Source organism: Adlercreutzia sp. ZJ242 (assembly GCF_011038995.1).
GTDB lineage: Bacteria > Actinomycetota > Coriobacteriia > Coriobacteriales > Eggerthellaceae > CAAEEV01.
Map to the genome: position 1 here is coordinate 38,781 of NZ_JAAKEE010000011.1, position 23,984 is coordinate 62,764.

22 protein-coding genes and 1 pseudogene are annotated in these 23,984 nt (G+C 64.2%); 7 read left to right on the forward strand and 16 right to left on the reverse strand.

Annotated features, from left to right (window positions below; all coding sequences use genetic code 11):
* Nucleotide 1 precedes the first annotated feature (1 nt).
* Nucleotides 2-1,219 (reverse strand): tRNA lysidine(34) synthetase TilS, encoded by a 1,218-nt coding sequence (tilS, locus tag G7Y49_RS04260; protein WP_165171378.1) that lies wholly within the window; start codon nt 1,217-1,219, stop codon nt 2-4.
* A gap of 53 nt (nt 1,220-1,272) precedes the next feature.
* Nucleotides 1,273-2,772 carry a 23S rRNA (uracil(1939)-C(5))-methyltransferase RlmD gene (rlmD, locus tag G7Y49_RS04265; RefSeq protein WP_165171376.1) on the reverse strand — a complete coding sequence of 500 codons (1,500 nt, stop codon included), beginning with the start codon at nt 2,770-2,772 and terminating at the stop codon, nt 1,273-1,275.
* A gap of 100 nt (nt 2,773-2,872) precedes the next feature.
* Between rlmD and G7Y49_RS04270 the strand changes: the two genes are divergently transcribed.
* On the forward strand, nt 2,873-3,241 hold the full coding sequence (locus G7Y49_RS04270) for a phage holin family protein (RefSeq protein ID WP_165171374.1): 369 nt from the start codon (nt 2,873-2,875) through the stop codon (nt 3,239-3,241).
* Here G7Y49_RS04270 and G7Y49_RS04275 read toward each other — a convergent pair.
* Both G7Y49_RS04275 and G7Y49_RS04280 read right to left on the reverse strand, forming a co-directional pair.
* Nucleotides 3,213-3,527 (reverse strand): hypothetical protein, encoded by a 315-nt coding sequence (locus tag G7Y49_RS04275; RefSeq protein WP_165171372.1) that lies wholly within the window; start codon nt 3,525-3,527, stop codon nt 3,213-3,215. The genes G7Y49_RS04270 and G7Y49_RS04275 overlap by 29 nt on opposite strands.
* A gap of 100 nt (nt 3,528-3,627) precedes the next feature.
* Nucleotides 3,628-4,899: an ATP-binding protein gene (locus G7Y49_RS04280; RefSeq protein WP_165171370.1), complete on the reverse strand. Its 1,272-nt coding sequence runs from the start codon at nt 4,897-4,899 to the stop codon at nt 3,628-3,630.
* Nucleotides 4,900-5,387: 488 nt separating this feature from the next.
* On the opposite strand from G7Y49_RS04280, the gene G7Y49_RS04285 reads away from it, so the two are divergent.
* The 3 genes from G7Y49_RS04285 (at nt 5,388) to G7Y49_RS04295 (ending at nt 7,211) form a co-directional block, all read left to right on the forward strand.
* Nucleotides 5,388-5,558 carry a hypothetical protein gene (locus tag G7Y49_RS04285; RefSeq protein ID WP_165171368.1) on the forward strand — a complete coding sequence of 57 codons (171 nt, stop codon included), beginning with the start codon at nt 5,388-5,390 and terminating at the stop codon, nt 5,556-5,558.
* A gap of 176 nt (nt 5,559-5,734) precedes the next feature.
* A complete protein-coding gene (locus G7Y49_RS04290) occupies nt 5,735-6,241 on the forward strand; it encodes an RNA polymerase sigma factor (protein WP_241157260.1) in 507 nt (168 codons plus the stop codon).
* Entirely contained in the window at nt 6,234-7,211 is a 978-nt protein-coding gene (locus G7Y49_RS04295) for a hypothetical protein (RefSeq protein ID WP_165171366.1), read from the forward strand. The genes G7Y49_RS04290 and G7Y49_RS04295 overlap by 8 nt, the downstream gene beginning before the upstream one ends.
* 12 nt (nt 7,212-7,223) lie before the next feature.
* On the opposite strand, the gene G7Y49_RS04300 is transcribed toward G7Y49_RS04295, so the two are convergent.
* From G7Y49_RS04300 to G7Y49_RS04335, 8 genes and pseudogenes are all read right to left on the reverse strand, one after another.
* Nucleotides 7,224-8,081, reverse strand: a complete 858-nt coding sequence (locus G7Y49_RS04300) for a hypothetical protein (protein WP_165171364.1) — start codon at nt 8,079-8,081, stop codon at nt 7,224-7,226.
* A gap of 11 nt (nt 8,082-8,092) precedes the next feature.
* On the reverse strand, nt 8,093-8,881 hold the full coding sequence (locus G7Y49_RS04305) for a hypothetical protein (protein ID WP_165171362.1): 789 nt from the start codon (nt 8,879-8,881) through the stop codon (nt 8,093-8,095).
* Nucleotides 8,882-8,985: 104 nt separating this feature from the next.
* Nucleotides 8,986-9,801: a hypothetical protein gene (locus G7Y49_RS04310; protein ID WP_165171360.1), complete on the reverse strand. Its 816-nt coding sequence runs from the start codon at nt 9,799-9,801 to the stop codon at nt 8,986-8,988.
* Nucleotides 9,789-10,412 (reverse strand): hypothetical protein, encoded by a 624-nt coding sequence (locus G7Y49_RS04315; protein ID WP_165171358.1) that lies wholly within the window; start codon nt 10,410-10,412, stop codon nt 9,789-9,791. Before G7Y49_RS04315 ends, G7Y49_RS04310 begins: the two co-directional genes overlap by 13 nt.
* Before the next feature lie 17 nt (nt 10,413-10,429).
* Nucleotides 10,430-11,083, reverse strand: a complete 654-nt coding sequence (locus tag G7Y49_RS04320; protein WP_165171357.1) for an ABC transporter ATP-binding protein — start codon at nt 11,081-11,083, stop codon at nt 10,430-10,432.
* 10 nt (nt 11,084-11,093) lie between these two features.
* A complete protein-coding gene (locus tag G7Y49_RS04325; RefSeq protein WP_165171356.1) occupies nt 11,094-11,852 on the reverse strand; it encodes a hypothetical protein in 759 nt (252 codons plus the stop codon).
* A gap of 163 nt (nt 11,853-12,015) precedes the next feature.
* The gene (locus tag G7Y49_RS04330) at nt 12,016-12,435 is read right to left on the reverse strand and encodes a hypothetical protein (RefSeq protein WP_165171355.1); all 420 of its coding nucleotides are present in this window, start codon (nt 12,433-12,435) and stop codon (nt 12,016-12,018) included.
* A gap of 275 nt (nt 12,436-12,710) precedes the next feature.
* Nucleotides 12,711-13,391: pseudogene (locus tag G7Y49_RS04335) on the reverse strand (iron-containing alcohol dehydrogenase); the annotation flags it as partial.
* 136 nt (nt 13,392-13,527) lie between these two features.
* Between G7Y49_RS04335 and G7Y49_RS12395 the strand changes: the two are divergent.
* Nucleotides 13,528-14,346, forward strand: a complete 819-nt coding sequence (locus tag G7Y49_RS12395; protein WP_165171354.1) for a hypothetical protein — start codon at nt 13,528-13,530, stop codon at nt 14,344-14,346.
* 150 nt (nt 14,347-14,496) lie between these two features.
* Here the strand turns inward: G7Y49_RS12395 and G7Y49_RS04345 are convergent, their stop codons facing one another.
* A complete protein-coding gene (locus tag G7Y49_RS04345) occupies nt 14,497-15,312 on the reverse strand; it encodes a ZIP family metal transporter (protein WP_165171353.1) in 816 nt (271 codons plus the stop codon).
* 261 nt (nt 15,313-15,573) lie between these two features.
* Nucleotides 15,574-16,089 carry a ferritin gene (locus G7Y49_RS04350; protein WP_165171352.1) on the reverse strand — a complete coding sequence of 172 codons (516 nt, stop codon included), beginning with the start codon at nt 16,087-16,089 and terminating at the stop codon, nt 15,574-15,576.
* A 345-nt stretch (nt 16,090-16,434) separates the two neighbouring features.
* Here G7Y49_RS04350 and G7Y49_RS04355 point away from each other — a divergent pair, with 345 nt between their 5' ends.
* Nucleotides 16,435-19,773, forward strand: coding sequence for an ATP-binding cassette domain-containing protein (locus G7Y49_RS04355; RefSeq protein WP_165171351.1), 3,339 nt, complete (start codon nt 16,435-16,437; stop codon nt 19,771-19,773).
* A gap of 95 nt (nt 19,774-19,868) precedes the next feature.
* Complete coding sequence (locus tag G7Y49_RS04360; protein WP_165171350.1) at nt 19,869-21,755, forward strand: acyltransferase family protein; 1,887 nt, start codon at nt 19,869-19,871, stop codon at nt 21,753-21,755.
* A gap of 54 nt (nt 21,756-21,809) precedes the next feature.
* Here G7Y49_RS04360 and cysK read toward each other — a convergent pair whose 3' ends face one another.
* Both cysK and nrfD read right to left on the reverse strand, forming a co-directional pair.
* Nucleotides 21,810-22,745 carry a cysteine synthase A gene (cysK, locus tag G7Y49_RS04365; RefSeq protein WP_165171349.1) on the reverse strand — a complete coding sequence of 312 codons (936 nt, stop codon included), beginning with the start codon at nt 22,743-22,745 and terminating at the stop codon, nt 21,810-21,812.
* 340 nt (nt 22,746-23,085) lie between these two features.
* Complete coding sequence (nrfD, locus tag G7Y49_RS04370) at nt 23,086-23,982, reverse strand: NrfD/PsrC family molybdoenzyme membrane anchor subunit (RefSeq protein ID WP_165171348.1); 897 nt, start codon at nt 23,980-23,982, stop codon at nt 23,086-23,088.
* Between the last annotated feature and the right edge of the window lie 2 nt (nt 23,983-23,984).

Sequence of the window (23,984 nt, forward strand, 5' to 3'; positions counted from 1 at the left end):
TCTAGTTGCTCTGGCTGCTGCCCGAAGGCGCCTTCGCGTCTTTCTGCGCCTTCGCGTCCCCCTCAGCCTTCGCGTCCCTCTTCTTCCGGCGCGCGCGGAAGTACGCCATGGGCTCCACGCGCACGCCCTGCTTGTTGGCGCTCACCGCCAGGTCGCTCTGGATGTTGGCCACGTACCCACCGGCCGGCGCGCCCGTCTGCGCGTCGAAGCCGTCGAGCACCGCCTCCACCGACGCGGCCTCGACGCGCGCCTCGGCCCCCAGCATGCGCAGCAGCAGCTGGCGGACGGCGCGACGCTGCAGCGGGCGCGGGGAGGCGCCGAAGCCGGGCTGCAGCACGAAGCCCTCCGTGAGGTCGATCCCCCACGTCTCGTCCTGGGCCGCCCACGCCACCTGCTCCTCGACCAGGCGCGCGGCCATCTCCTCAAGCATGTCGTCCTCGTCGGCGATGAGGTTCATCGACCGCATGAGCGTGGCGGGCATGTGCTCGTCCCACTCCTTCGCGCGCGCGACGATGTTGTGGCGCACGAAGGCGCGGAAGCGGTCGGTGTGGGCGTTGGTGGCGTCCTCGCGCCAGAGCTCGCCGGCCGCGTCGCACACCGCGCGCTGCCCTGCGCGCTCGCGTTCGTGCAGGTAGGAGCGCAGCTCGTCGCGCGTGAGGTCGAGCATGGGGCGCACCACCGGGCCGTTTCGGTAGCGCATGGAGCGGAAGCCCCCGGGGCCCGTGCCCACGATGGAGCGCATGTAGAAGCTCTCGATGCGGTCGTCGGCGGTATGCGCCGTGAAGATGCGCCCGTCAGCCAGCGGATACGCCTCGTGCTGGCACATCGAGCGCAGCGCCTCGTTCGCGGCCAGGTAGCGCTCGCGGCGCGCCACGGCCTCCACGTTCTCGTGCGTGCGCGCAGCCTCGGCGGCTATGTCGATCTCGCACTGGAACAGCGGGATGTCGAGCGCGTGGGCGAGCTCGGCCACGAAGCGCGCGTCGTCGTCAGCGTCCTCTCCGCGCAGCTTGTGGTTCACGTGCAGCATGGCGAGCGCGCCGAGGGCGCCCTGCGCGCGCAGCTCGGACGCGACGTAGGCGAGCGCCGTGGAGTCCGACCCGCCCGACACCATGAGCAGGGCCGCCGTGTCGGGGCCGGCCAGCGCGTGGTCGGCCATGGTGCGCCGCGCCTGCTCGATCACGCGCGCCGCGATGGTTTCGCTTGCTTTTCCTTCACCCATGATCAATTCTCACTTTCAACCGCAGAAACCGCAGAACCCCCGGGCAGGACGCCTCACGCGCGCACCAGCTTGCAGATGCACTCCACGTGGTCGGTGTGCGGGAACATGTCGACCGGCCGCACCACCTCCACGCGGTAGCCGCGCTCTACGAGGTACGCCACGTCACGCGCCTGCGAGACGGGGTTGCACGAGATGTACACGATGCGCGAGGGCGCCAGGCGCACGGCCGCGTCCAGGAAGCGCTCGGTGGAGCCCGCGCGCGGCGGGTCCATCATGAGGACGAGGTCGTCGGCGGGAGCGCCCGCCAGCGTTGCGGAAGCGTCCGCCGGGACCGCGTTGGACCTGTCCGCCAGGGCCGCGCCGCCTTCGCGCTCGTCCCCTGCGCGCTTCACGGCGAGCGCGGCCATGAACGCGCTCGCGTCGAGCGCCATGAACTCGGCGTTGTCGATGCGGTTGTGCCGTGCGTTCTGCTGCGCGTCGCGGATGGCCGACTCCACGTTGTCCACGCCGATCACGCGCCCGGCGCCGGCGCGCGCCGCCACGAGCCCGATGGTGCCCGTGCCGCAGTAGGCGTCGATCACCGTCTCGCTGCCGCGCAGGTCGGCCAGCGCCACGGCCTCGCGGTAGAGCACCTCGGTCTGCGCGACGTTCACCTGGTAGAACGAGTGCGACGAGATGCGGAAGCTCAGGCCGCACAGCTCGTCGAGGATGAACCCGGGGCCGAAGAGCACCCGCTCCTTCTCGCCGAGGATCACGTTGGTCTGGCGCGTGTTCACGTTCTGCACCACGGTGGTGATAGCCGGCGCGCGGCGCACGAGCTCGCGGCAGAACGACTTCGACGAGGGGAACTCGTCGTCGTTGGTCACGAGCGTCACGAGCACCTCGCCGCTCGAGTGTCCCACGCGCACCACGCAGTGGCGCATGAAGCCCTCTCCCGTGTCCTCGTCGTAGGGCGCGATGTCCCAGCGGCGCATGAGGTCGCGGACCGCGAGCGTGATCGCCTTGGCCGTCTCGTTCTCGAGCGCGCAGGTGTCGGTGGGGATGAGCTGGTGGGTGCCCTTGGCGTACATGCCGGTGAGGATCTCGCGGCGTGCCTGCGGGCGCGCGGCCGCCTTGCCGCGGCGCGGCTGCGCGGCGGCCTTGCGGCCCGGCGCGTAGGGTGACACCACCTTGTTGCGGTAGTGGAAGGGGTCGTCCATGCCGAGGATGGGGCGCAGCGCCGTGAGGTCGGCGAGCGGCGCGAACAGGTCGATCACGAGCTGCTGCTTCTCGATAAGCTGCGCGCGGTAGGGCATGTCGAGCAGGCTGCAGCCGCCGCAGCGCCCGAACACCGCGCAGAGCTTGCAGCCCGGCGCCTTGGCTTTCTCAGGTCCCGCCTTCGGCGCCTTCGCGCCCGCGTGCTTCGCGGCCTTCGCGCTGGGCTTGCCCGCGCCCCCCTTCGGCGCCTTGCCCTTCGCAGGCTTGCCACCCGGCGCCTTGGCCTGGGAGTGTTTGCCCTTCGTGCTCGCCGCGGGGCGCTTGCTGTTGCGTTGTGATGCGTTCTTCTTTTCCATGCTTACCATTTTGTCACATCGGTTACCGCGCTGCTTCGCGCAAGGAGCTTTCACATCACTTTGCTATAGTGGACCAAACCCCTTCGCGAAAGGAAGCTCCATGAACTTCATCCTCCGCTGGATCGTAACCGCCGTCGCCGTGGCCGCCGCCGTGTGGCTCGTGCCCGGCATCGACGTGCTGGGCGGCGACTCGTGGGCGAGCATCGCGCTTCTGGCGCTCGTGCTCGCGCTCATCAACATGTCGCTGAAGCCCATCCTGCAGGTGCTCTCGCTGCCCGTGACGGTGCTCACCTTGGGGCTGTTCTACCTCGTGGTGAACACCGCCGTGCTCTATCTCTCCGCCTGGCTGGCGAACGGCCTGTTCAACGTTGGCTTCGAGATCGCCACCTTCGGCAGCGGGTTCGTGGCCGCCATCGTGATCTCCATCGTGTCGGGGATAGTCAACGGCATCGTAGGCGGCAACGACTAGCGTCGCAAACCCGCATGGCATCCAGCTTCGCGCGCGCGGCGTCAGTCCCCACGACGTAGCGCCCCTCTTCGTAGTCGCGCGTCCCTCGGGCGACCACCGAGGCGACCGACGCCTCGCAGAGCGCCTCTTCGACAGCGCTTTCCACCCTGCGCTCAAACGCCTCCTCGGAGGCGAAGATCCATGCGGCCGCCCCGTTCTCCGTTATGCGGACGATGTCCTCGCTCGCCGCCTTCTTGACCTTGGCCTGCTGCTTGGTGAGAGCCGTGATGGGAAAGATCGCCTCCATAGCCGCTCCTTGTCAATGGAATAGCCAGATTATTCTCTGACTATAACATGAAGGAAAGGGGTGCGACATCCCAAGCAGAGCACCTCCCGGACGTAGCAGATCAGGGAGCGAGCGCATTGAGAGGCACCACATACACCCCGTCTTCTCGGTAGTAGCTGTAGTCGCCCGTCGCCGTGAGAATCATAAGGAACGAGGGCGACCCGACTTTGCCGACGTCTATCTTCTTCTGGAGGGCAAGCAGACTCTTCGCGCCCTCGTTGACGAGCGTGTCTCCTCCCAACTTGACCTCCACAAGACCGTAGCGGCCGTCTCTCAGATGAACGACTGCATCAGCCTCAAGCCCCGAGCGATCCCGATAGTGGTAGACGTCACCGCCGAGAACGTCTGCGTACGCACGAAGATCCCGAACGCACATGCTCTCGAACAGAAGTCCGAACGTGTTGAGGTCAGCCATCAAGTCTCCCGGCCCAACGGAGAGCGCGGCGGCCGCGATGGACGGATCGACGAAGTGCCTCGTAGGAGCGGTGCGAATCGCTGTTCTCGACCGCAGGTTGGGATTCCACGCAAGCAAGTCCTCGATGACGAATATCTGGCCGAGCGCCTTGACGTAGTCGCGGATCGTGCTCTCGCTCGCCGCGACACCCTGCGCATTGACGTCCGCCAGCATCTCGGTCACTTTCCCCTGGGACGCTGACATCCGCGCGTAGGATCGCAGCAGGGCGCGAGCGATGCGCGGGTCGCGCTCTTTCTTGTCCACGCGGGAGATGTCGGAGTTCACCACTCCGTCCAGGTAGTCCGGAGCCTGCAGGAGCGCCGTCTCTGCATTGAGACCGGCGGCTTTGGGCCATCCGCCGCGACAGAGAAGGAATGCCATGTGCTCAAGCGAGGATTCGACGCGCACAATGGGAACCCGTTCTCCCCCGAAGAGCTTTTCCAGCGAGACGGCGCCCGTCGAATCACGGGATTCGACGAGACTCATCGGCCGCATTTTCAAGCGGGCGATTCGCCCCGTTCCCGTATGACTTATTGAGCTCGTGTCGGCTGGAACCGCAGAGCCCGTCAGGATGAATTGGCCGAAGTCGTCTCGCTGATCAACCTCAAAGCGCACCGCATCCCAGAGCTGAGGGGCGAGCTGCCATTCGTCGATGAGTCGAGGAACTTCTCCCTTCAGAAGTTCCCGCGGCGCAATTTCGGCTAGGCGCAGGTTCTGCGTCTTCGTTCGGGGATCTTGGAGATACACGACGCTTCGAGCAATTTGCTCAGCCGTCGTCGTCTTTCCGCACCATTTCGGTCCCTCAATCAGCACGGCACCTTTCGATTTGACGCGCTGCCGGAGAATCCCGTCGTAAACCCGGGGAAGGTATTCGCGCATGGCTGCTCCTGCTTCCGATAGGTTCGTCCTGCTGGCATTATGCTACTGATCTGCGATGATACTAGTTTTGGCAAATTCTTGCTACCAGTTTTGGCAAGATTTGGAAACTAGTTTTGACAACCCGTTTTCTCAAAGGTTGATTGCCATCTTTAGTGCCAAACACCAGGCCATTTGCTCCATTCTCTCACAGTCTCCGCATCTTGCCTCGTCTCTACGACAAGATGATGTAGCGAGCAAAGCCAACTCCTTGCCTCAGAAAGAGAGTCGTCTCCTTCATTCTCGAGAACTCAACGCCGATCGATGCAGAAAGACAGCCAAAAGGTGCACAACCGCTGGTGCTATCCCGCGTAGCGCGAATGAAGCACCTTATGGCCTCCGCGGATTTCGGAGCAGCGGGTGGGCAAATTGCGTTTTTTTTGGCATCGGTGCAACATAATCGAGCCTTCATACGTATTCCTTCTAGACACGCGAGTGGGAAGGAGCGCATCATGAGCAAATGGCTCGAAGACTACATTAGGATGATGGAGTCAACGAAGGTTCCCGAGGGCCTTGCCGAGAGAGTTCTGGAGAAGGCATTTGGCTGCGAACAGCTGGAGCCTGGAAAGCGATACCCGGAGCCGGACAACATCTACAACCTCCATCTGGTCGATCGCACGTGAGCATGCTGACATCGGCGTGAGGCCCTCCTCTTGGCCTTAAGGGCATGATCGCTACGTCCGCATTTGAGTCCTTCGCAAATGCGGACATGCCGCGTTGTCACCCCACCATGACGCCCTCCTTCGCTCGTCACAGCAAATTCGACTCATGGCACGTATTCGCTTCAAAGGAGCGTTGATTGAGCTTGTTCAACAGAAAGAGCGCCTATGACGTTGACGTCAACGAGGCCATCGACGCCTGGGGCGACACCGTCATGAGGGTCGCCCAACGCCTCACGGGAAACACAGCCGATGCCGAGGACGTATTCCAAACCGTGTTCATGAGGCTCTTGAGGTCGAAGGTTCGCATAGAAAGCGACGAGCACTTGAAGGCCTGGCTCATAAGGGTCACCGTCAACTGCTGCTATGATGTGCTCCGTAAACGAAGGCCAACCGCGATCCTCGACGAGGAGAGCGCAATCACAAGAGACGAGGATCCACACCTGTCGAAGACGCCCCTTGAGAGCGCAATCGATGCGCTTGTGCCGCCGATCAGGAGAACCATCATACACCTCTACTACTACGAGAACTATTCGACAGAGGAGATAGCCTCGATCATCGGCGAGAAGCCAGCGACCGTGAGGTCGCATCTCCACAGGGCGCGAAAGGCGCTCCGAATATCGCTGGAAGGAGCAGGCGATGAATGAAGGCGAGTTCAGACGGGCCTACGCACGCATCGAGGAGAACGTGAGGGCAAGCGATGAGCTGAAGCGCAGGACGAGACAGGCTCTCGGACTGCCGAACAGGCCCGAAGCAAAGAATGATTCCCCGTCTGCTAGGAGAATGAACGCTCCGAGGCGAAGGCGCATCCCCCCACGAAAGCCCAGCGGCGGCGCAATCGTCCCCTCACCGGCATGGAGAACGGTTCTCGTCGCATGCTTGGCCATCATCGCAGGTGTGGGACTTCTATTCGGCGCTTGCATACCCGATAGGATAGGAGCAGCCCTCTCCGGAAATTCCTTCTCACTCGTCGCCTATGCGGAAGAGCCGTCGCGATCAGGAGACGATTCGGCGGGGATCGGACTTGAGAAGTTCTACCCTTCGCGCACCAGCGCGGGATACCTGTACGATGCGACAACTGACACGGTGAGTCGGGACGTGGTTGCCGTCAGCAGGTGTTATGTCTTCGACATGACCGTCATCGGCAGAAACGTGGACGCAGTGGAGTACTCGATAGAGGGCGAGGGGGTCTCCTATGGAAGTTGGAAGAGCGGTCAAGGGAGCGAGGGATCCCTCGCAGAGGAGTCGTCGAAGTCGTTCGCGATTCCGTTCAACGACGGCGAACCAGTCGTGAGGGAGATCAGGCTGGACTACGTGCTCGACGACGAGGAGAGAAGCAAATTCGATAGCCTCTACGAAACCGATGACGCGGACGGGATGGAGACACTACTCGCCTCCTGCGATGCCAAGCGGCTCGCAGGCGTCACCGTCATCGCCACCGCAACATTCTCCGACGGCACGTCACAGGCAAAATCCTACGGGTTCGATCCCGCCGAGGGCTTCGAGGACATGTACCGCGCCTGTCTGTCGCAACTGCCAGACTCGACCGACGCCGAGGCGTGGGCCTCCCTGTCAGGGGAGCCTTCGCTGTTTAATCTCGTGGAGAAAGTGCGCTAGGCTGCGGGACCGTCACGAGCGCAGGAGATCTTTGCGCGACGCGACTAGAACGCCCATGACAAAAAGGGCTGCGAAGAGCGCGGCCTGCAGCCAAAGGCCATGGCCAGCACCCGGCAGCCATGAGCCGTAGAACACCGAGCTCACGTAGAAGGGAAGTGAAAGGGGGTTCGTGACGCCATTCGGATCGACGTCCAAGCTCAGCAGTCGCGCTACCTCTATGAAGAACGCTTGAGGGCCATGAACAGCCGGAAGACCTAGCAAAACCAAGACGGCGAACGGCACGGCGGGACCGCCCAGCAGCAGCCTTCCGAACTGGAACGCAGTTCCGAACACGGCGAGAACGAGAATCGACAGCGCAGTAGCCTCGGCGATAACGGCAGCGGTATCCAAGGGCTCCACCGGCACCTGCCCGGTCACCGCAGCAAAGACCCCGTGGGGGCCAAAGTCTGCCGCCGAATCTCCCGAGAATACTGCAGCTGCCGCGCACGCCGACAGCACCGTCGCCACAGCGAAGACAAGCGCCCCTACGACTGCGTCCGCAACATCCTCGACCCACAGCTCACGCGCGCTCCCATGGCGAACAGCCCAACTTACCCCTTGGCGGTTGGAACTGGCGACCGTCAGCCATACCATGAGCGCAGCCGGTGCGACACACCACAGCAAGGGGATGCCCCTGTGCGACGAGAAAAGCCAGACAAGGCTGTCAAGGTAGCCGGGCCTGAGTCCGTTCGCCAAGAGATAGGTCGTCTGTTCCGCGCAGGAGACGAAGGCCGCGGACACCACCACGAAGATGCAGCATGCCATGACGACAGGAGCGGCCCTAAACGCGGGAGCAGCTGTCTTGACACAAGATCCGAGTTTCCCGATCATAGCTCCTCCTCTCACAGAGCCCGATCCTGCCCATCGATCATGTCCTTGCGTCCAAGCACCATCCCTCCCAAAATCACGGAAGTCACTCCGACGATCACGCACTCTGAAAGGGCCACGACCGCCTCCACGCCTCCCTGCTGTACGAAGGAGCTGCGCGCCATCATCGAGCAGTCCCCTATGAGCAACGGCGAACCGAAGTAAGCCGAAGCCGCAACGAACACGATCACGAAAGCGAATGCCATGAAGGGTCCAACGGCGAGAGAGAGGGCAACCTGCGCAAGCGATAGGGCAAGCGATAGGGCTATGGGCAGCAGCAGAAGCAGGACGATCTGGCCCGCATCCAGAGCTGGTAAGGGGAAGCCGAGTACCATGATCGACTCGACATCGCCCATGGCCCCAAACCCTCCAAAGGCGGCCGCAAGCAGAGCAACAACCGATTCTACAACGTAAAAGACGATCACCGTCGCAACAACCCACAGACACTTCGACAGCCACCACGAACGCCTACCACCAACCCTCATGAACACCTGGAAAGCCTGCCCGCCGAAATCTCGCACGGTGTAATGGCCGACGAGGACGGCGATGAGCACTTGCTGGATCAACCATCTGATAGGCAGCACAAATGGAACCTTGTCATCAATGTGGTAGTAGTCTGATCCCGCGAAGAAATACGCGAGCACGTCGACGAAGCCAAACCCGCCAGGAAGCCCGTCAGAGTCGGTCGCCCCTGCGTACCCCGATACAGCTTCGAGAGCCGCAAAGAACATCGCCGCGAGAGAGACGACGCAGGCAAAGGCCATGATTAGTTTTCCCCGGTTAGAAAAGAACCCCACGGAGAGGTCATAGCGACAAAGGTGAGCGAACACCCCAAGACCTGGGCCTACGCACCCCGCACGCACCCTCCTCACAGCGCCTCATAACAGCGGCACCACCACACCAGGGACGCTACCTCAAGAAGCGCGAGCATCCCGACTACGATCAGCACGACAGGGAGCTCGACGGCGTAAGGCTGCGCTGGGTTCAAGAGGTTTATCGGAGAATACCCTGCCGTGTCGCCTAATGCGAAGAAGGAGATGGCACACACCAGAAAAGGCGCTACGAGCACCATAAACCGGTTGGACACCAGATGTGAAAACACGAGACACGAGCACGCTACAAGGCCGCACACAGCAAAGCAGAGCAGCATGAAAAACGCAACGTAGAGCCAAGGAGATACATAGAAGAGGTCCCCCAGCATCGCGCTCGGCGAGACAAAAAACGTTCCGGCAGTGGGCTCAGGCTGCAGTATCGGCACGAGAAGCGCCGTGCCGAGCAGATTGACGAGCTGGGGTACAACGCCCACCGCCCCTGCCGTCAGAAACACGGCGAGCGTCTTCGACAGGAAGTACCGACCTGATCCTCCCCTGGTCACAACGTTCGCAGCATAGCCGCTTTTCACGTCGGTGTAAAAGCTGTCGGCATAAGGCAGGCAGACGATGAGGGGCAGCACGAAGAAGTACAGCACGGACCAGATGGAAAAAGGCGTAGCGCCCATCCACGAACCGAAGACGGAGTTTGGATAGGCTCCTTTGGATCCTACACGCCAGAACGCCCATTCCTCGCCCAAGCCGTACGGCACGACGACCGTGACAAGCTGCGCGATGGCAAGGGCGAAGCCCATGGCGAGAGCCATGACGAACAGGCTGTTTGCAAACGCCCTCCTCAGCTCTACCGAGACCATGCCGAATCTCCTTCTCCGCTGTCAACGTCCGGCGCTCCCAGATCAATTGAGTACTTGTCGGGATACAAGGCCAGCTCGAGAGAGTAGCTTCGCTGCTCAACTCTCTCCCAATCACCCCGGCTGTTCATCTGCGTGTCGTAAATCAGATAGACAAGGGTCCTTTCGACCTTCTCACCGGGCTCCAGCTCGACTATCGTAGAAGGATCATCGTTGATGCTCATGTACAAAGGCGCATACAACCCATTCATCCACGCGCTGGACTCAACGTGGTAGTCACGCACGTGCGCCCTTTCCACGTCGTTAGAAGTGTTGGCAATCTCCAAGTCGATCAAAAGCGCTCTCATGTCTGAAGCGGTTCCCTCCTCTATCGACGAGTCCGTATAACCCGGGACCATCTCCCTGATGCGCCCGTACCCCACTGACCGGAAGCTCAGCGCCCTCACCGTGATCGAGCCCCGAGCGACTTCCTCACCTGACGAGTTCTGGCCGGCATAGACCGCCTCGCTCCCAGCCGAGTAAACATAGCTATGCCGCTGGGGATAAGCTGAGTTCACCTGCTCGATCCTGAAGCCGCACAGAACGGCAATGGTGACACAGGCAGCCACCGCCATAATCGGAATCGCCCTCCTCATACGGCATCGCCCCCACAGTCCTCATGACCGACAATCCGCCCCTCTGCCATTAGGTATATCTCGTCAGAAAGGCCATCGAGCTCCTCGGCGTCATGGCAGGCGACCACAACCAAGGCGCCGCGTTCCTTCTGCCGAGCAACGATTCGCTGCACCATCTCGACGCCAGCGGGGTCGAGCGCGTTGATGGGCTCGTCGAGCAACAGCAAGTCAGGGTTCTCCATGACGGCACACGCAATGCCGAGACGCTGCTTCATGCCCAGGCTGTATTTCCTGAAAGCGCGTTTGTCCCGCGGATCGAGCCCCACTTCCTCAAGAACCAGCTCAATTTCCTCGTCGCCCACCTCGTCGCGTATGCCCGCGAGGTACTTCAAGTTGCGGAAGCCCGTGTACTTCCCCACAAACGCGGGGTTCTCTATCATGATACCCACGCTCGGGGGAAACTCGCCCCGGCCAAGGATTCTCCCATCGATAGCAATCTCTCCCGCCGTGGGAAAAATGAGTCCTGCCATTGCCCGCATGAGCATGGTCTTGCCTGATCCGTTCTTCCCGCGCAAACCGTATACGCGTCCTCCCTCGAGGGAGAGGTTGATGTCGTCGAGGACGGTTGTCCCCCTAATGACCTTGACGAGTCCTCTGACTTCCAGCTTCATGACGCTCTCCCTACTCTCGAATCTGCCCAGCAACATCGAACGCCTTGAGGCCGACGAAGCCCTCCTCGCCGTTCGCGCCCCCCGGATCAACCAAGTATGCGAGCCTCTCGTCATCGATCGCGTCATCTGGCAGGACGTAGAGGAGCTTTATCTCGATCGTCGCACCAGCCTCGATGTCAACGATCCAGTACAGTTTCAAATTACCTCCCTCCCATGCGTCATGCCAGAGAGGGTCGTTCGTCCCGACATTGGACACCGTGCCGGCTTCGTCGACTTCGATGAACCGACCTTGGCTCACATCGTAAGAAACTGTTGCGCTACCTGTGTTCGACACCGCCAACTCCACGACGACGTATGAATACCCCGATGGCAGCGAGCCTTCGGGCCCGGGCGCGAAACCGAGCTGTTCTTCCATAGCTTCCGAAGACGACTCGTCAAACGCACCGCCTTTGAAGTCAGAAACGCTCACTCCTTCGGGAGGCGACGTCATCCTCATGATCGATGGATAGCCGACAGACACCTCCTCGCCCTTCGGCTGATCCTTGCCTCCGGCAATAATTCCCCCCGCCTCAATAGTCTCCCCGGGGCCGTACAGCCCCGCGCTGTCGAGCGTAGACGCCTTGGGAGCGAAAGGCTCTTCCGAATCTTGACTTGAAGGAGAAGCACAGGCTCCGAGGGCGAGCGACGCGATCCCGAGAACAAGCGCGATCACTGCCTTCCTTAAAAATGTTCTTGGCATGTCCCCCACATCTTTTCTCATCATCAGCATGGCAAGCGCGCTGGCCTCTCGAAGGTTGCGCGCCTTTTTGTAGATGCGGGCCTTAGGTCTCCGTATTCCTATCAATAAATTCCACGGTTGCCCTATGCAGAGGATCGGCGACGTTTTTTCAAACCTACCGCCATCCCCGGACTAAAGGCTACAACCAGAGAGGCTAGATGCTGTCAGGGCTCCAGAAGCCGTTGGCATACACGTAAGCAGGACCGTCGATCCACAGCGTGGCCCACGAGTATCCTCTCTCCTTAACGTTGTTCAGCATATAATCAGCCTTGTTGATCCACCAAGCGTACTTCGGGCTCACGAAGTTAACCGTTCCACCATTGGTAGCCTGGGCGCCGATCTGTGCATTGTGATTTCCGCTGGCACCACGACAGTTGTTCCATGATGAAGTGTAGTCCTCTTTGTACTCGGAAGGTGTCCACGTGTAACCATGCCCGCTCGAACTGACAGCGTAGTACTTGTCCTGCCAGTTGCCAGCAAAAGCGGCACCAGCTGCGCTCATCGCCATTGCGACTGCAAAAAGTCCGCACAGGGCGAACGAGAACACCTTCTTCAGTTTAACTGTGCTCTCCATTGCAAACCTCCTTTCGCAGAGACCCGAGACCCGCCATCGAGGAGCATTACTCCCCTATGAGATCCTATTGCCTATCTCCAGGTTTCCTGCTTAGAAATAGTCGCGTTGCGCCAATCGGCGAGTGGCTCTCCAATTGGCGCAACGTTTTCTCAAATATCTGGCATTAGGATGACTTGGGCATCGTGTCGAGCGTGCTCATGCTTCGAGCCTCTACAAGGTTATCCCCTTCACCATGTTCATTGCCGTCATCTCCGCGATCCTTGCATGCGTATTCGCTAGAGCGCGAGGCGATAGATGGCGCGGGCGTCGTCGGCGGTGAGCTTCTTGAAGCTGCCGAAGACCTCGCCCTTGTTGGCGCGCAACGTGGGGAGCATCTTCTCGAGCGCGCCGTCGAGTTCCTCCTCGCCGATGCCGAGCTCCTCAAGCGTGGTGGGCATGCCGAGCGACGCGAAGAACGCGCGCGTCTCGTCGATGGCCGACAGCGCGTCAGCCTCTGCGTCCCCCGTCGGGGACAGGCCGAACACCTCGCGCCCGTAGAAGGCGAAGCGCGCGGGGTTCGCGTCGTAGACGTACTCCATCCACGCGGGGAACATCACCGCGAGGCCCGCGCCGTGCGTGATGGAGGTGTCGAAGGCCGACAGCTCGTGCTCAAGCGCGTGGGTGGCCCAGTCCTCGTGGCGGCCGACGCCGGCGAGGCCCTGGTGGCAGAGCATGCCCGCCCACATGACGTTGGCACGCGCGTCGTAGCTCTCGGGGTCGGCGAGCACGCGCGGCGCCTCAGCGCGCACGGTCCTCATGAGCGAGAGGTTGAGGTTGTCCGTCACCGGCACCGCGCCCACGTCGTCGAAGAAGCGCTCGAGCAGGTGGCAGAACATGTCGGTGAGACCCGCGGCCGTCTGGAACGCCGGCAGCGTGAAGGTGAGCTCCGGGTTCATGAACGCCAGGCGCGGGCGCTGGCGGTCGTTGCCGCCCCCATGCCGACGTCACGAGATGGCGCCTGCGTTTCTTCCTATGTTATCGACAAGCCGCCGGGCGTTTCCCGGCGGCGGCTTTAGTATACTGGCTCATATCCCCTTCTCGAAAGGAACCTGCATGCAGACCAATCACTCCAAAGTCATCAAGGGCTTGAGCATCGCCGTCATCGTCTTCTCCGCCATCAGCCTCATCGGCTGCGTGATAGGCTTGCTCGCGCTCGGCGCAGGCGGAGCCTTCGTCAACGAGCACAGCTCCGAGATCTTCGGCTACTCGCTCGGCCACGTTGACCACGCGATGCCCGCCCACGGGTACGACGCCTACCATGACGGGTACCTCGACGAGCGCTTCGACGAGAGAGAGCTCATGGGCTGGACGAACTTCGGCCTGATCATGGGCGCCGTGACGCTGGTCTGGGGAATCCTGTGCGCCGCGGTGACGCTGGCAGCCGGCATCATCGGCCTGCGCGGCGCGGACGTGCGCGAGAAGCTCGGGCGCGTGTTCGGCTGGGGCATCGCCGGCGCCGTGGCGGCGCTGCTCAGCGGCCGCTTCATCACGTGCGTGCTGATGGTGATCGCCGCCATCTACGCCAACAAGGCCAAGAACGCGCCGGCGGAATACGGCGCCGCCCAGGGATACGCCGCGCCAGGCGCCATGCCGGGGTACGGCGCGCCTACCGGGTACCCGGCGCCGGGATACGGCGCGCCCGAGTACGGCCAGCCCCAGCCTGCGCAGCCCTACGCGCAGCCCGCGCCGCAGCCGACGAGCTACCAGCAAGCCTACGGCGTCCCGCAGCCCGTCGCGCAGCCTGCTGCGCAGCCCTACGCGCAGCCTGTCGCACAGCCGCAGCCCGCGCCCGCGATCATCCCGCAGCCTGCCGAGCAGCCCGCTGCCGAGCCCGCGCCCCAGAACCCCGGCGAAGGCTCCGACAAGTCCTAGCCTCGTTCGCCTGCGTCGCGCGCGATTTTCGCCCGAGAGCCCTGACGACAGAGAAGCCCATCGCGATATGCGGTGGGCTTCTCTGCATTGTCGCTTCGCCGCACATCAGCTCAAGCTGGCTGTTTTGAGCTTCCGCTGCAGCCCCGCTCCCTATCCGAGGGACACGTCAAGGACCATCATGAGGAGGAAGCCGGCCATCACGGCGAGGGTCCCGGCGCTCGCCCGCAGGCCGGCTCCCTCGCGCTCGCCCAGGTGGGACTCGGGGATGAGCTCCTCCACCACCACGTACATCATCGCGCCCGCCGACGCGGCGAGCATCCACGGCATGAACGGCATGACCAGACCCGCGAACAGCACCACGCCCACGCCGAACGCCGGCTCGGCCACGCCCGAGAGCGCTCCCATCAGGAAGGCGCGCGGGGCGCTCATGCCCTCCTGCAGAAGCGGCAGCGCCACCGCCGCGCCCTCGGGCACGTTCTGGATGCCGATGCCGACGGCGAGCGCCGTGGCCATGCCGAACGTCGCCGCGTCGCCCGTGAGACCCGCCATGGCGAACAGCAGGCCCACGCTCATGCCCTCGGGGATGTTGTGCAGCGTGACAGCCGTGAACAGAAGCGTCGGCCTCCCCCACTTCGAGGGCCGGCCCTCGGGTGACGCGGCGCCCGGATGCAGGTGCGGCAGCGCCGCGTGCAGCACCATGAGGAACGCCACGCCGATCACGAAGCCGCCTGCGGCGGGCACCCAGCTCATGGCCTCGCCGCCCGTCTCGGCGGCCTGCTCGATGGCGGGGATGAGCAGCGACCACACCGAGGCCGCGATCATGATGCCCGCGGCGAACCCCAGGAACACGCGCTGCGCCATCGCGCTCGTGCGCCCGCGCATCAGAAACACCGTCGACGCGCCGAGCGCCGTCATCAGGAACGTGAACCCCGTTCCGCATGCCGCCCACAAAAGCGCCTGCTCCATGCTCGCACCTCCCGCGTCCTTCGCGCATCCGCGCCGCCAGCCGCCGCGCATCGCCCCAGCAGCCGCGTGCCGCGCTTCGCACCTCCGACCAACACGCACCGCGCTTCGCGCCGCCGGCCGCCACGAGCCGCGCCGCACGCCGCCGCGCAGCCTTCCTCAACGCCCCATCATACCGAAAAGGCCGGGCGAGCCCGGCCTTTCGTCACGCGCCTGTCAAGCGCCGAAGCGCCGCGGCATCGCGGCCCTCGCAGCTCTCGCAGCCTACTCGCCCGCGAGCGGCGAGGGGACGGAGTAGACGCGGGCCGCGTACTCCTGGTTGAGCTCGTAGAGGGAGCGGGAGTCGTTGCCGAACAGCTTCATCTTGTCGATCATGTCGCGCGCGGTGTCCTCCTCCTCCAGCTGCTCGTCGATGAACCAGCCGAGGAACTTCTGCGTGCGGTAGTCGTTCGCCTCGACGGCGGCGGCGTAGATGCCGTTGATGAGCGAGGTCACGTACTCCTCGTGCTCGAGGCCCGCCTCAAGCGGCTCGAGGTGGTTGGAGAACGTCTTGTCGGGCTGGTCGATGGCGAGCAGCTTCACGCTCTCGCCGTTCTCGATCAGGTACTTGCGGAAGATGAGGGCATGGTCGCGCTCCTCCTGCGCCTGGATCATGTACCAGTTGGCGTAGCCGTCGAGGCCCTCGTCCTCGTAGTAGTCAGCGAAGGACAGGTAGAGGTAAGCCGAGTACAGCTCCTTGTTGATCTGGTCGTTGATAAGCTCGTAGACACGTGCGTCCATGGGGATGTTCCTCCTTGATCATGCAGCTCATGGTTTGCGTACGCGCCCATCATAGCGCCGCCGTGCTGCGAACGGGAGGACTATTCCCCCCTGCCGCAAAGAAAGCAGATCTGGGGAGGGGCCGCGCGAGCGCAACGCGCCACGTCACAAGCCTTGCGCGCACCCAAGACGCGCGCAAGGCTTGTGGAGTTTTGCCGCCGCGCCGGGGCCCTCTCACTTTAGCAACTAAAATACCCTTCGAGAAACGACCGCCCCGCAGCCGCGCCCGCCGGAACACGTGACGCATGTCACTTCCGCGTCGCGCCGACATGCGGGACAATAGCGCTACGAACGAAAGGCGCGCGCATGCTTCAGCTTCAGCACATCCACAAGGAGTACACCACCGGCGACTTCACGCAGGTCGCCCTCGACGACGTGTCCGTCTCCTTCCGCGACAACGAGTTCGTGGCGATTCTCGGCCCCTCGGGCTCGGGCAAGACCACCATGCTCAACATCGTGGGCGGGCTCGACCACTACGACACCGGCGACCTCATCATCGACGGCATCTCCACCAAGCAGTACAAGGACCGCGACTGGGACACCTTCCGCAACAACCGCGTGGGGTTCGTCTTCCAGAGCTACAACCTCATCCCGCACCAGACCATCCTGGCCAACGTCGAGCTCGCGCTCACGCTGTCGGGCGTGTCGCGCGACGAGCGGCGCGAGCGCGCCCGCGTCGCGCTCGCCCAGGTGGGGCTCGCCGACCACGTGAACAAGAAGCCCTCGCAGCTCTCCGGCGGGCAGATGCAGCGCGTGGCCATCGCGCGCGCCCTCATCAACGACCCCGAGATCCTGCTCGCCGACGAGCCCACGGGCGCCCTCGACTCCAAGACCAGCGTCCAGATCATGGACCTCTTGACCGAGATCGCGCGCGACCGCCTCGTGGTCATGGTCACGCACAACCCCGAGCTCGCCGAGCAGTACGCCACGCGCATCGTGAACCTGGCCGACGGCGTCATCGTGAGCGACTCCGACCCCTTCGAGCCGGGCCCCGAGGACATGCGCCTGTCGAGCAAGCAGGTGCGCCGCACCTCGATGAGCTTCCTCACGGCGCTGTCGCTGTCGTTCAACAACCTCATGACGAAGAAGGGCCGCACCATCATGACGGCCTTCGCCGGCTCCATCGGCATCATCGGCATCGCGGCCATCCTCGCCCTGGCCAACGGCGTGAACAACTACATCAAGTCGGTCGAGGAGGAGACGCTGTCGGTGTACCCGCTGCAGATCATGTCCACCGGCCTCGACATGACGTCGATGATGGTGTCGAACATGGCCGGCGGCGATGACGGCGCGGGCGCAGAAGGCGAAGGCGGCGCGGACGAGGGCGCGAGCGCCGGCGAAGGCGCGGCCGCGGATGGCGGGAGCGCGGACGGCTCCATCGGCGAGACGCCCATGATCACGCGCATGCTCTCGAGCATCGCGAGCAACGACCTGGCCTCGCTCAAGTCCTACCTCGACAGCGGGGAGAGCGGCATCGAGCAGCACACGAGCTCCATCGACTACGGCTACAACGTCACCCCGCAGATCTTCGACGCCGACACCTCGAGCGGCGTGCGGCAGGTGAACCCCGACACGTCGTTCTCGTCGATGGGCATGGGGTCGTCGGCCTACGCGGGCAACAGCCTGATGTCGATGTCCATGTCAACCGACATGTTCGCCGAGATGATGGGCAACTCCTCCATCGTGGAGGGGCAGTACGACGTCGTGGCCGGCCACTGGCCCGAGCGCTACAACGAGTGCGTGCTCGTGCTCACGGCGAACGGCAACATCAGTGACTTTCTGTCCTACGTGCTCGGCCTGCGCGACCCCGAGGAGCTCAAGGGCATGGTGGACCAGTTCATGAACGAGGAGGAGGTCGTGGTCGACCTCGAGGACATCGACATCACCTACGACGACATCCTCGCCATGCGCTTCAAGCTGGTGAACGCCGCCGACTTCTACCGCTATGACGCCGACTACGACGTGTGGGTGGACAAGTCCGATGACGACGCCTTCATGACCGAGCTCGTGAACGGCGGCGAGGACCTCGTGATCTCGGGCATCGTGCAGCCGCGGCCCGAGGCCACGGCCACCGCGCTCTCCTCGGGCATCTTCTACACGCCCGAGCTCACGCGCCATCTGATCGAGCAGGCCGCCGCGACGCAGATCGTCCAAGACCAGCTGGCCGACCCCGACGTCGACGTGTTCAACGGCAAGACCTTCGCCGAGGAGGAGGAAGGCGAGGGCGAGTCGGGCTTCGACATGAACTCCATGTTCAGCGTCGACGAGTCCGCGCTGCAGTCGGCCTTCCGCATCGACGAGAGCAAGCTCTCCGCCGGCATGTCGGACATGTCGCTCGACCTGTCCGGCGTGAGCATCGACCCCACGTCGCTGCCGCCCTTCGACACGTCGAGCATCAAGATCGATCCGAGCGCGGGGCTTGACCTGAGCAACCTGAAGCTCGACCTCAGCGGGCTTGACCTCAAGGTCAACAGCGACGCGGTGAAGGTCGACACGGCGAAGCTGTCGGCCTCCTTGGGCAAGGTCATGCAAGGGTTCATGTCATGGATTGCCGCGAACAAAGATCAGTACCACGGCGACTACGAGACCGCCCTGAGCGACTACCTGGCCACGCAGCAAGACGTCATACAGGCCGCCGTCGCGGGCAGCATCGATCTGTCCGGCCTGCAGGCCGACCTGGCCGCCCAGCTGCAGACCCAGCTGCAGGACCTGGTCAGCGCGCAGCTGCAGGCCCAGCTCGTCCCCGCGATCCAGCAGGCCATCACCACCCAGCTGCAGGCGCAGCTGCAGACGGCCGTCCAGGCGTACCTGCAGAACGCCATGACCGTGATGATGACCAGCATGGCCAGCACGCTCGAGCAGCAGGTCGGCACAGCCATGGAGCGCTCCATGGCGCAGCTCTCGGCCAACATGGCCACCGCCATGAGCATCGACGCCGACGCGTTCGCCAACGCGTTCCAGCTCAACCTCAGCGAGGAGGAGCTCACCGAGCTCATCATGTCGACGATGACCACCGAGGAGCACTCCTTCGACAACAACCTGGCGAAGCTGGGGTACGCGAACCTCGACAAGCCGAGCAGCATCGACATCTACCCCGTTGACTTCGAGAGCAAGCAGGAGATCATCAGCATCCTCGACGCGTACAACGACCGCATGAAGGCCGAGGGGGCCGAGGACAAGGCGATCACCTACACCGACATCGTGGGCACGCTCATGAACTCGGTGACCACGATCATCGACATGATCAGCTACGTGCTCATCGCGTTCGTGGCCATCTCGCTCGTGGTGAGCTCCATCATGATCGGCGTCATCACCTACATCAGCGTGCTCGAGCGCAAGAAGGAGATCGGCATCCTGCGCGCCATCGGCGCGAGCAAGGGCGACATCTCGCGCGTGTTCAACGCCGAGACGATCATCGAGGGCTTGGTGTCAGGCCTGCTCGGCGTGGGAATCACCGCGCTGGGGTGCATCCCCGCGAGCGCCATCGTGCTCGCGCTGTTCGACGTGCCCGACGTGGCGCAGCTGCCTTGGCAGGCCGCCGCGGTGCTCGTGCTGATCAGCGTCTTCCTCACCTTCGTCGCCGGCCTTCTGCCCTCGCGCAGCGCCAGCCGCAAGGACCCGGTGGAGGCCCTGCGAAGCGAGTAGCAACAACCTTGTGACAAGCGTTGTCTTCCCCTTCGCGACGTGTAGAATAAGAGCTTGCGCTAACATCAAGAATCGCTGGGGGGATTGCCTTCGCCATGAGCTCGAAGTCACGCTACATACCCGCCCTCGACGGCCTGCGCGCGCTGGCCGTCGCGGCGGTGCTGCTGTACCACATGGACGCGGCTTTCCTGCCGAGCGGGCTTCTGGGCGTCACCATCTTCTTCGTGCTCTCGGGCTACCTCATCACGGGGCTGCTCATCCGCGAGTGGGGCGAGAGCAAGACCATCAACCTGCCGCGGTTCTGGCTGCGCCGCGTGAGGCGCCTGTTCCCCGCCATCGCGTTCGTGCTGGCGGGCACCGCCGTGCTCACGGCCGTGTTCGCGCCCGACATGCTCACCAAGCTGCGGAACGACCTGGTCGCAGCTCTGCTCTGGTTCACCAACTGGTGGTACGTCTTCCAGGACCTCAGCTACTTCGAGGCCATGGGGGCGCCCTCCCCCGTCACGCACTTCTGGTCGCTGGCCATCGAGGAGCAGTTCTACCTCATCTGGCCGCCCGTGCTGCTGCTTCTGTTCCGCCACCGCGTGAGGAAGAAGAGCATCCAGCGCGGCATCCTGGCGGCATGCGCCGTCTCGGCGCTGCTGATGTGCGTGCTCTACGATCCTCAGGGCGACCCGAGCCGCGTGTACTACGGCACCGACACGCGTGCGTTCTCCCTGCTCATAGGTGCATGGCTGGCGTTTGAGTTCCCCGCGGCGCGCGTGTGCGGGCGCGGGCGGCGAGCGCTCGGCGCCTCGCAGCGCAAGCTCGTCGGCGCGCTAGGCGCAGCGGCGCTCGCGGGCATCCTCGCCATGATGGCCTTCGTCAGCGGCTACTCGCCGTTTTTGTACTACGGCGGCATCCTCGTCCTGTCGCTGCTCACCGGCGTGCTCATCCTGGCGCTCGTGGACCCGGCCAACCTGGTGGCGCGCTTCTTCGCGCTGCGCCCGCTCGTGTGGGTGGGCAAGCTCTCCTACAGCATCTACCTGTGGCACTACCCGCTGCTCCTGCTCATGAACCCGCAGAACTTCACGGGCACCACGCCGTGGTACGCCTATTTGGGGCAAGTCGCGGTGATCGTGGCGGTCTCGGCGTTCTCGTACTACTTCGTCGAGACGCCCATCCGCCACGGCGCCATCGGGCGCGTGGTGAAGGAGGTGCGCGCGGGCGAGGTCACGTGGGTCGAGAGCCTAAAGGAGCACGCCCTGCAGGCGGGTCCTGCCGCGGCGCTCCTGCTGGCCGCCGTGACGTGCTGCGTCGTGGTGCCGCCGACCGCCACGCAGACGGGCGGCTACCTCATGGAGGAGGGCGTCGACCCCACCCAGGCGCAGCTGGGCGACGGCGGCGAGGAAGGGGCAGGCGCCGACGCCGGGGCGGAGGAGGAGCCCTTGACCGTCGAGCAGATGCTCGCCGAGACGCCCGGCGAGACGCCCGAGGAGAAGGCGCACAACACGAGCTTCCTCATGATCGGCGACTCGGTGAGCCGCGCGCTGGCTGACGACGGCGGCTACGGGTACTTCGGCGAGGCGTTCCCGAACGCCACGCTCGACGCCGTCATCAGCCGCCACGCCAGCGCCGTGCCCGAGGTCTACCAGCAGCACGTCGACGCGGGCTGGGACGGGCCGGTGGTGGTATTCAGCATCGGGACGAACGGCGTCACCACGTCTGAGCAAATCGCGGAGATGATCGACGCGGTGCCCGCCGACAAGCGGGTGTTCCTCGTGAACATCCGCACGCCCCAGCCGCTCGAGGCCGACAACAACGCCCTGCTCGCGCAAGCCGCTGCCGAGCGCGACAACGTCGAGCTCGTCGACTGGTACGCGGCGAGCGCCAACCACGACGAGTACTTCGACGGGGACGGCACCCACCTCACCGGCAAGAAAGGCTGCGAAGCCTACCTCGCCTTGCTCACCAGCGCGCTCGCAGGGCTGTACGAGGAGTAGGGGCAGGGCGCGGGCGCGGGTCAGCGGGGACGCCGCCCTCGGCGCCCCTCGGCGCTACTCACCGAAGTCGAACATGGCGGTGGTGAGGTAGCGCTCGCCGGTATCGGGGAGGATCACCACGATGGTCTTGCCCGCGTTCTCGGGGCGCCGCGCCAGCTTGGCGGCGGCGGCCACGGCCGCGCCCGAGGAGATGCCCACGAGCAGGCCGTCATGGGCGGCGAGCTCGCGGCCGGCGGCGAAGGCCTCCTCGTTCTCGATGGCGATGACCTCGTCGTAGACGTCCGTGTCGAGCGTCTCGGGCACGAAGCCCGCGCCGATCCCCTGGATGCCGTGCGCGCCCGCGCGCCCCTCGGAGAGCACCGGCGAGCCCGCCGGCTCCACGGCCACCACTCGGACGGCGGGGTTCTGCGCCTTCAGGTAGCGGCCCGTGCCGCTGACGGTGCCGCCCGTGCCCACGCCCGCGACCAGGATGTCCACCTTGCCCTCGGTGCCTTCCCAGATCTCGGGGCCCGTGGTGGCCTCGTGCGCGACGGGGTTCGCCGGGTTCGTGAACTGCGACGGAATGAACGAGTTGGGGATCTCCGCGGCCAGCTCCTCGGCGCGCGCGATGGCGCCCTTCATGCCCTGGGCGCCGTCGGTGAGCACGAGCTCGGCGCCGTACGCCTGCATGAGGCGCCGGCGCTCGACCGACATGGTCTCGGGCATGGTGATGATGATGCGGTTGCCGCGCATGGCCGCGAGGGCGCACAGGCCGATGCCGGTGTTGCCCGAGGTGGGCTCGATGAGCACGGTGTCGCCGTCGATCTTGCCGGCGGCCACGGCCTCGTCGATCATGGCCTTCGCGATGCGGTCCTTCACCGAGCCGGCGGGGTTGAAGTACTCCACCTTGCCCACGATGGTGGCGGCCAGGTCGTTGTTCTTCTCGAAGTTGGTGAGCTCGACGAGCGGCGTGCGGCCGATGAGCTCGGCCACGTTGCGGTAAACGGTCATGGATGCATCCTCCCTCTTTCGTGATGCGTTCATTCTAATCGGAATCCGGCGCGAAAGCCCGCGCGAAGATGCGCCCATCTCCGCTGCACTATGCTAAAGTCTAGTTATTAAGTGGGCTTTGTCAACCTCTTTCCGCTGGTGACGTCCGAGCCCGCTGCCGCCGCCCCAAACGAGCGGCGCCCCGCAGCCGAAGCTGCGGGGCGCCTGACAAGGAGAGAGGGAGCCGTTTCGCGAAAGCCGCGAGGGCTAGGGCCGCAGGTGCCGGGCGAGAGCCACGGGAGCCGGAGCCGCGGGAGTTAGATCCCAAGGCCCAAGCTCCCAGGAGCGAGAGCCGCGGGAGTTAGAGCCACGGCACCGTCATCGTCACGGGCAGGGCCGCCACCAGCACGAGCAGGCGCAGGACGAAGCCGCCCACCAGCACGCCGGCATCGGAGGCGAAGCTGATCCAGTGCGCGCGACGCGACTCCTCGAACTCGCGCGGGCTGAAGAACAAGAGCCACGTCTCCAGCGCCGTGGGCCCCACGAGCCCCACCAGCACGAACAAGAACCAGAACGCCAGCACGTAGTCGCCGGCCACCAGCTGCATGACCGAGTTCCAACCCGCGACCGACGCCGCGTTGGCCGTGATGAACAGCAGGCTCGCCACCAGCACGAGCTCGATGATCGGCAGGCAGAAGTGGAACTTCTTCAGCACGCCCACGCGGTTGAACTCCTCGGGGTGCTTGACGATGGCGACCACCAGCACCGCCGCCATGCCGGTCGACACGGCCGACACCAGGAACAGGATGGGAAGCATCGCGTTGTTCCACAAGGGGAACGTCTTGCACACGCCGAGCAGGCAGCCCGTGTACACCGCCACGCACAGGCCGAGCACCGCGCCCGCCAGGTCGAGCGGGAACGGCACGCGCCGCCGCGTCAGGTCGAGCGCCGCCACCACGAGCGACACCACCATGAAGGCGCCGAGGAACACCACGCCCCAGGTCATGACCGACCCGAAGTTGGTGAGCAGCAGCGCGAAGCGCAGCGGGTTCTGGAGGCCCGCCGTGGCGTCGAACATCAGCAGCACAAGGCCGATCATCACGACCACCGGGGCGATCACGCGCCCGATGCGAATCATGTTCACCGCCTCGGGATGGCGCCACCTCAAGAAGGTCGAGGTGATGAACGCGCCACCGCCCAATCCCGCCAGAAACAGGTAACACGCGATAATGACATCCCAGATAGGTTCGAACGTCATCT